This window comes from Streptomyces sp. KLMMK (genome assembly GCF_036961605.1).
Lineage (GTDB): Bacteria > Actinomycetota > Actinomycetes > Streptomycetales > Streptomycetaceae > Streptomyces > Streptomyces telluris.
Genome location: NZ_JBAMDC010000348.1, coordinates 1 through 6,724, shown reverse-complemented (window position 1 = coordinate 6,724; position 6,724 = coordinate 1). Strand labels below are relative to the sequence as shown.

At 72.4% G+C, this 6,724-nt stretch carries 6 protein-coding genes; 5 read left to right on the top strand and 1 reads right to left on the bottom strand.

The window, feature by feature from the left end:
- The coding region (ftsY, locus tag V7793_RS30560) for a signal recognition particle-docking protein FtsY (RefSeq protein WP_336012611.1) at positions 1 to 929 on the top strand (929 nt) is incomplete at its 5' end.
- Between the two features lie 159 nt (positions 930 to 1,088).
- On the opposite strand, the gene V7793_RS30555 is transcribed toward ftsY, so the two are convergent.
- The gene (locus V7793_RS30555) at positions 1,089 to 1,766 is read right to left on the bottom strand and encodes a bifunctional DNA primase/polymerase (RefSeq protein ID WP_336012608.1); all 678 of its coding nucleotides are present in this window, start codon (positions 1,764 to 1,766) and stop codon (positions 1,089 to 1,091) included.
- 474 nt (positions 1,767 to 2,240) lie between these two features.
- Between V7793_RS30555 and nsdA the strand changes: the two genes are divergently transcribed.
- The 4 genes from nsdA to V7793_RS30535 form a co-directional block, all read left to right on the top strand.
- The gene (gene nsdA, locus V7793_RS30550; RefSeq protein WP_336012604.1) at positions 2,241 to 3,731 is read left to right on the top strand and encodes a transcriptional repressor NsdA; all 1,491 of its coding nucleotides are present in this window, start codon (positions 2,241 to 2,243) and stop codon (positions 3,729 to 3,731) included.
- Between the two features lie 302 nt (positions 3,732 to 4,033).
- Positions 4,034 to 5,356: an ammonium transporter gene (locus V7793_RS30545; protein WP_336012601.1), complete on the top strand. Its 1,323-nt coding sequence runs from the start codon at positions 4,034 to 4,036 to the stop codon at positions 5,354 to 5,356.
- Positions 5,353 to 5,691: a P-II family nitrogen regulator gene (locus tag V7793_RS30540; RefSeq protein ID WP_058046471.1), complete on the top strand. Its 339-nt coding sequence runs from the start codon at positions 5,353 to 5,355 to the stop codon at positions 5,689 to 5,691. Before V7793_RS30545 ends, V7793_RS30540 begins: the two co-directional genes overlap by 4 nt.
- Positions 5,692 to 5,722: 31 nt before the next feature.
- On the top strand, positions 5,723 to 6,724 hold a 1,002-nt coding region (locus V7793_RS30535), incomplete at its 3' end, for a nucleotidyltransferase domain-containing protein (protein WP_336012598.1).

Sequence of the window (6,724 nt, the reverse complement as noted above, 5' to 3'; positions counted from 1 at the left end):
CCGGCCGCCTCGTGCGGCTGCGCACCCGTCTTTCGCGTTCCCAGAACTCTCTTGGCAAGGGTCTGCTGACCTTGCTGTCCCGCGAGCACCTCGACGAGGACACGTGGGAGGAGATCGAGGACACCCTGCTGACCGCCGACGTCGGCGTCGCCCCCACGCAGGAGCTCGTCGAGCGCCTGCGCGAGCGCGTGAAGGTGCTCGGCACCCGTACCCCCGAGGAACTGCGCGCCCTGCTCCGCGAGGAGCTGCTGGCCCTCATCGGCACCGACGCCGACCGCAGCGTCCACACCGAGCCCGGCGTGGGTGTGAACGGCGAGGAGAAGCCCGGCGTCGTCATGGTCGTCGGCGTCAACGGCACCGGTAAGACCACCACCACGGGCAAGCTCGCGCGCGTGCTCGTCGCCGACGGCAAGTCCGTCGTCCTCGGCGCCGCCGACACCTTCCGTGCGGCCGCGGCCGACCAGCTGCAGACCTGGGGTGAGCGCGTCGGCGCCCGCACGGTCCGCGGGCCCGAGGGCGGCGACCCGGCGTCGATCGCCTTCGACGCCGTCAAGGAGGGCATCGCCGAGAACGCCGACGTCGTCCTGGTCGACACGGCCGGCCGCCTGCACACCAAGACCGGCCTCATGGACGAGCTCGGCAAGGTCAAGCGGGTCGTCGAGAAGCACGGCTCGGTCGACGAGGTGCTGCTCGTCCTGGATGCCACCACCGGTCAGAACGGCCTCGTGCAGGCGCGCGTCTTCGCCGAGGTCGTCAACATCACCGGCATCGTCCTCACCAAGCTCGACGGCACCGCCAAGGGCGGCATCGTCGTGGCCGTCCAGCGCGAGCTGGGCGTGCCCGTGAAGCTCGTCGGCCTGGGTGAGGGCGCGGACGACCTCGCGCCGTTCGAGCCCGAGGCGTTCGTCGACGCGCTCATCGGCGACTGACGCGCCGTACGCCCGTACGCGACGGCCGGCCCCGCCGGGACGCCCCGAGGCGCTCCGCAGGCCGGGCGCGCGGCGTCCGGGTGAGAAAGGGCCCCCTCCGCAGGTGCAGCTGCGGAAGGGGCCCTTTCGCGTGGGGCCCGGCCGGAAGGCCGCCGGGGCTCAGGACGCCGCCGACCGGTGGCACACATACGCGAGGGTGCCGAGGAGCAGCCGGGCGTGCGGGGGGCGGCCCGCGGTGTCCAGCGTGGGCGGGCGGAGCCAGCGCATGGGGCCGAGGCCGGCGTAGTCCGAGGGAGGCGCGGTGACGTGCTCCCCGGGGCCCAGGCAGCGCAGGTCGAGCCGGGCGTCGTCCCAGCCCATGCGGTAGAGCAGCTGGGGGAGCTCACCGGCGGCGCCGGGGGCAACGAAGAACAGCGCCCGGCCGTGCGGCGTGAGGGCCACGGGGCCGAGCGGCAGCCCCATGCGCTCCAGCCGGGCCAGGGCGTGCCGCCCGGCCGCCTCGGCGACCTCCAGGATGTCGAAGGAGCGCCCCACGGGCAGCAGCACGGCCGCACCCGGCACCTCGGCCCATGCGGCCGCCGCCGCGTCCAGCGTGGCGCCCGCGGGCACGCGTGGGGCGAAGGAGAGCGGGTGCGCGCCGGGGGAGGGGCAGTCGTCGGCACCGCACGAGCAGACCGCGCCGGCCGGGCGACCGCCGCGGGAGGCGCGGGCGCCGGGCACCACATCCCACCCCCACAGGCCGGTGTACTCCGCCACCGTCGTGACGCACTCGTACGCGCGTCCGCGGCGCCGAGAGCTCGAGCGCAGGTCCCGGATGCCGCCGATTGTGAAGCCCATGCCCCCTCCAACGGGTCGTGCTCGCGGATGGTTACGAGTCGGAGTGTCTCGGACACGGACCGTTGCCTAATCCCTTCCGGGGGCGGCGCGACGGTGTGCGACGGGTAGCGCGGTGCCGACCATGCGCCGGGGTGTGCGTCGATCCACTCCGTCCCTGGGCCCTCCCTGATCGTCCCGTGTCAAGTCAATCGCGTGGAGGTGCGGTTGAGTTCATTCCTTGGGGTGGCGAATGGTGGCGTTTACTGGACTGCTCTCGCGTCAGCCGTGATCGTAGGATTACTTTCGGTGCATGAGCCCACGGGAGATGCGCCCCGCCGGTGGGTATGCCGGAGGCATGAACCGTCTCGTCGCCCGGCCGGAAATTCCTCGCGGCCCGGGGTGCATCGCCGCACGGGCCGCCGCAAAAAGCGGCAAGCTGTGCGTGGTTCACACGGTTCACGCACAGACAGCAGAGTTCGGGATGGGGGCTTCCAGGTGGGCGGCAACGGCAGCGGCACCGGCGGTGCCGAGAAGGCTGACAAGCGCCCCAACGAGCAGTTGGGTTCCTGGTTCCTGCGCAGCGGATGGTCCAAGGGCGAGCTCGCGCGGCAGGTCAACCGCAGGGCGCGGCAGTTGGGGGCCCATCACATCAGCACGGACACCTCGCGCGTGCGCCGCTGGCTCGACGGCGAGCAGCCGCGCGAGCCCATCCCGAAGATCCTCTCCGAGCTGTTCTCCGAGCGCTTCGGCTGCGTCGTCGGCATCGAGGACATCGGCCTGCGCTCCGCCCACCAGTCCCCGTCCGTCTCCGGCGTCGACCTGCCCTGGGCGGGCCCGCAGACCGTCGAGCTGATCAGCGAGTTCTCCCGCAGCGACCTGATGCTCGCGCGGCGCGGCTTCCTCGGCGCCTCGCTCGCCCTGTCCGCCGGCCCCGCGCTCATCGAGCCCATGCAGCGCTGGCTGGCCCCCGGCCCCGCCGGCAGGGACGGCTCCGGCGCCGCTCAGGACCGCTCCGCGCGCGCGGGCCGCCTCTCCGGCCCCGAGCTCGACCTCCTCGAGTCGACCACCATGATGTTCCGCCAGTGGGACGCCCAGTGCGGCGGCGGTCTGCGGCGCAAGGCCGTCGTCGGCCAGCTCCACGAGGTCACCGATCTCCTCCAGGAGCCCCAGCCCGAGGCCACCTCCAAGAGGCTGTTCCGGGCCGCGGCCGAACTGGCCGAGCTCGCAGGCTGGATGAGCTACGACATCGGCCTGCACCCCACCGCCCAGAAGTACTTCGTCCTGGCGCTCCACGCCGCCAAGGAGGCGGGCGACCGCTCCCTCGGCGCGTACATCCTCTCCAGCATGGGCCGTCAGATGATCCACCTCGGCCGGCCGGACGACGCCCTGGAGCTCATCCACCTCGGCCAGTACGGCTCCCGCGAGACGGCCACCGCACGCACCCAGGCGATGCTGTACGCCGTGGAGGCCCGCGCGTACGCCAACATGGGGCAGCCCTCCAAGTGCAAGCGCGCGGTCAACATGGCGGAGGACTGCTTCTCCGACTGCTCCTCCGGCGACGGCGATCCCGACTGGATCCGCTTCTTCTCCGAGGCCGAGCTCAATGCGGAGAACGCCCATTCCTACCGCGACCTCGCCTATGTGGCCGGTCGCAGCCCCACGTACGCCTCCCTCGCCCGCCCCAAGATGGAGCGCGCCGTCGAGCTCTTCGCGCAGGACGCCGAGCACCACCGTTCGTATGCGCTCAACCTCATCGGCATGGCCACCGTCCACCTGATGGAGGGCGAGCCCGAGCAGTCCACGGTCCTCGCCGGCAAGGCCCTCAAGATTGCCAAGCAGGTGCGCTCGGAGCGGGTCAACAACCGGCTCCGCAAGACCGTCGACAATGCCGCGCGCGATTTCGGTGACGTCGCCGAAGTCGTCGCCCTCACCGAGCAGATCACCGTCCACCTGCCGGAATCGGTGGAAGCCGTCCAAGCGGTCTGACCACCACCCGGCCCCCGTACCCGGCCGCGACGCTCCCCCCGAACAGCCCGACTCGGCTCCCCCACGCCAGGTCACACCGGGCGGACGTCGCGGCCGGCCCCGTGCGCCGGCGCGAGCCGCGCACGGGCGGCGAAGGCTAGCGGTGATCACCCGCCCGCCCCGGCCGATTCACCCGGGCGTAACACTCCCGCCGTCTTCGTCACTGCGGCGAAACAACCGGCTGCATCGGCTGAAATCCCGCTGCGCCAACCTCATGGCGAAAACCGGCCCGCTCGGGCCGCCGCTTCGAGGAGACACCGACCATGAATGGCGCGGATACCGCATTCGTATTGATCAGTGCCGCACTCGTGATGCTGATGACACCGGGGCTGGCCTTCTTCTACGGCGGCATGGTGCGGGTCAAGAGCGCCCTGAACATGCTGATGATGTCGTTCATCTCGCTCGGCATCGTGACCGTCCTGTGGGTGCTCTTCGGCTATTCGCTCGCCTTCGGCGACGACGTCGGCGCAGGACTGCTCGGCGATCTCGGCCACATCGGCTTCAAGGGCATCAGCCCCGAGACCCTGACCGGAGGCAAGGAGGGCATTCCCGTCTTCGCCTTCGCCCTCTTCCAGCTGATGTTCGCCGTGATCACCCCGGCGCTGATGAGCGGGGCGCTCGCCGACCGTGTGAAGTTCAGCGCCTGGGCCCTGTTCATCACCCTCTGGGTCTCGGTCGTCTACTTCCCCGTCGCCCACTGGGTCTGGCAGGCCGACGGCTGGCTGTTCAAGCTGAAGGTGATCGACTTCGCGGGCGGCACCGCCGTCCACATCAACGCGGGCATCGGCGCCCTCGCCGCGGTTCTCGTCGTCGGCAAGCGCATCGGCTTCAAGAAGGACCCCATGCGCCCGCACAGCCTGCCCCTGGTGGTGCTCGGGACGGGCCTGCTGTGGTTCGGCTGGTTCGGCTTCAACGCCGGCTCCGCGCTGGCCGCCAACGGCGCCGCCGCCAACATGGCCATGAACACCCAGGTCGCCACCGGCGCCGCCATGCTCGGCTGGCTCGCCTACGAGCGCATCCGGCACGGCGCCTTCACCACCCTGGGCGCCGCCTCCGGGGCCGTCGCGGGCCTCGTCGCCATCACGCCCTCCGGTGCCGCGGTCAACGCCTTCGGCGCCCTCCTCATCGGCGTGGTCGCCGGCGCGGTCTGCTCCTGGGCCGTCAGCCTGAAGTTCAAGCTCGGCTTCGACGACTCCCTCGACGTCGTCGGCGTCCACCTCGTGGGCGGCGTCATCGGCACCCTCCTCGTCGGTCTCCTCGCCACCGACGGCGCCGGCCTCACGCAGCTCGGCCGCCAGGCCGTCGGAGCGTTCTCCGTCATGGCCTACTCGTTCACCGTCTCCTGGCTCCTCGCCAAGCTCGTGGACAAGACCATCGGCTTCCGGGCCGCCGAGGACGACGAGATCAGCGGCATCGACCAGGCCTTCCACGCCGAGACCGCCTACGACCACACCGGCGTCGGCGCCGTCACCCGCACCGCCGCGCCCGCCCTTCACCGGCCGGCCGCGACCAGCGAGCAGGATGACCGGGAGCAAGCCGGCCAGGAGCAGGCCGCCGCTCCGAAGAACAAGAAGGTGGACGCATGAAGCTCATCACCGCGATCGTCAAGCCCTTCCGGGTCGACGAGATCAGGGAGGCCCTCCAGACCTTCGGGGTCCAGGGCCTGACCGTCAGCGAGGCCAGCGGCTACGGCCGCCAGCGCGGCCACACCGAGGTCTACCGCGGCGCCGAGTACCGCGTCGACCTCCTCCCCAAGGCCCGCATCGAGGTCCTCGTCGAGGACGACGACGCCGAGGACGTCATCGACGTCATCCTCAAGAAGGCGCACACCGGCAAGATCGGCGACGGCAAGGTCTGGGTCGTCCCCGTCGAGACCGTCGTCCGCGTACGCACCGGCGAACGCGGCCCCGACGCCCTCTGACCCCCGCCAGCCCGCCGTGAAGGGAGCCGAGTTGAACGACCCGCAGACCTGCCCCGCCGACTCGGAACCCAGCGGCTACGCGGCGGCCCGGCTGCGCCTCCTGCACCAGGGGGCGCTCACCGGGCCGCCGCGCCGCGCCGCCCTGGCCCGCCTCACCGACCAGTGGCTCGGCGCCCTGCTGGGCGAGACGCAGGGCGTCGCCCTCGTCGCCGTCGGCGGCTACGGCCGGGGCGAACTGTCACCCCGCAGCGACCTCGACGTCCTCCTCCTCCACGACGGCGCCGCGGACATCTCCAAGATCGCGGCCATCGCAGACCGCGTCTGGTACCCCGTCTGGGACATGGGGCTCGCCCTCGACCACTCCGTGCGCACCCCCGCCGAGGCCCGCCGCACCGCCGCCGGCGACCTCAAGGTCCACCTCGGCCTCCTGGATGCCCGCCACCTCGCCGGCGACGAAGAGCTCACCGCCGCACTGCGCGCCACCGCCTACGCCGACTGGCGCGCCCAGGCCCCCGCCCGCCTCGCCGAGCTGCGCGAGCTCGGCGAGGAGCGCACCCGGCACCAGGGCGAACTCCGCTTCCTCCTCGAACCCGACCTCAAGGAGGCACGGGGCGGCCTCCGCGACGCCACCGCCCTGCGCGCCGTCGCCGCCTCATGGCTCGCCGACGCGCCCCGTGCGGGGCTCGAACGCGCCCGCACGCACCTCCTCGACGTCCGCGACGCCCTCCACCTCACCACCGGGCGTGCCACCGACCGGCTCGCCCTCCAGGAGCAGGACCAGGTCGCCGCGGCCCTCGGCCTCACCGACGCCGACCGCCTCCTGCACGGGGTGTACGAGGCCGCCCGTACGGTCTCCTACGCCGCGGACGTCACCTGGCGCGAGGTCGGCCGGGTCCTGCGCGCCCGCTCCACGCGGCCCCGGCTGCGCCGCATCCTGGGCGGCCGCGGAGGGCGCGGCGGTTTCGTCGAGATCGAGCGGCTCTCCCTCGCCGACGGCGTCGTGGAACAGGAGGGCGAGGCCGTGCTGGCCCGC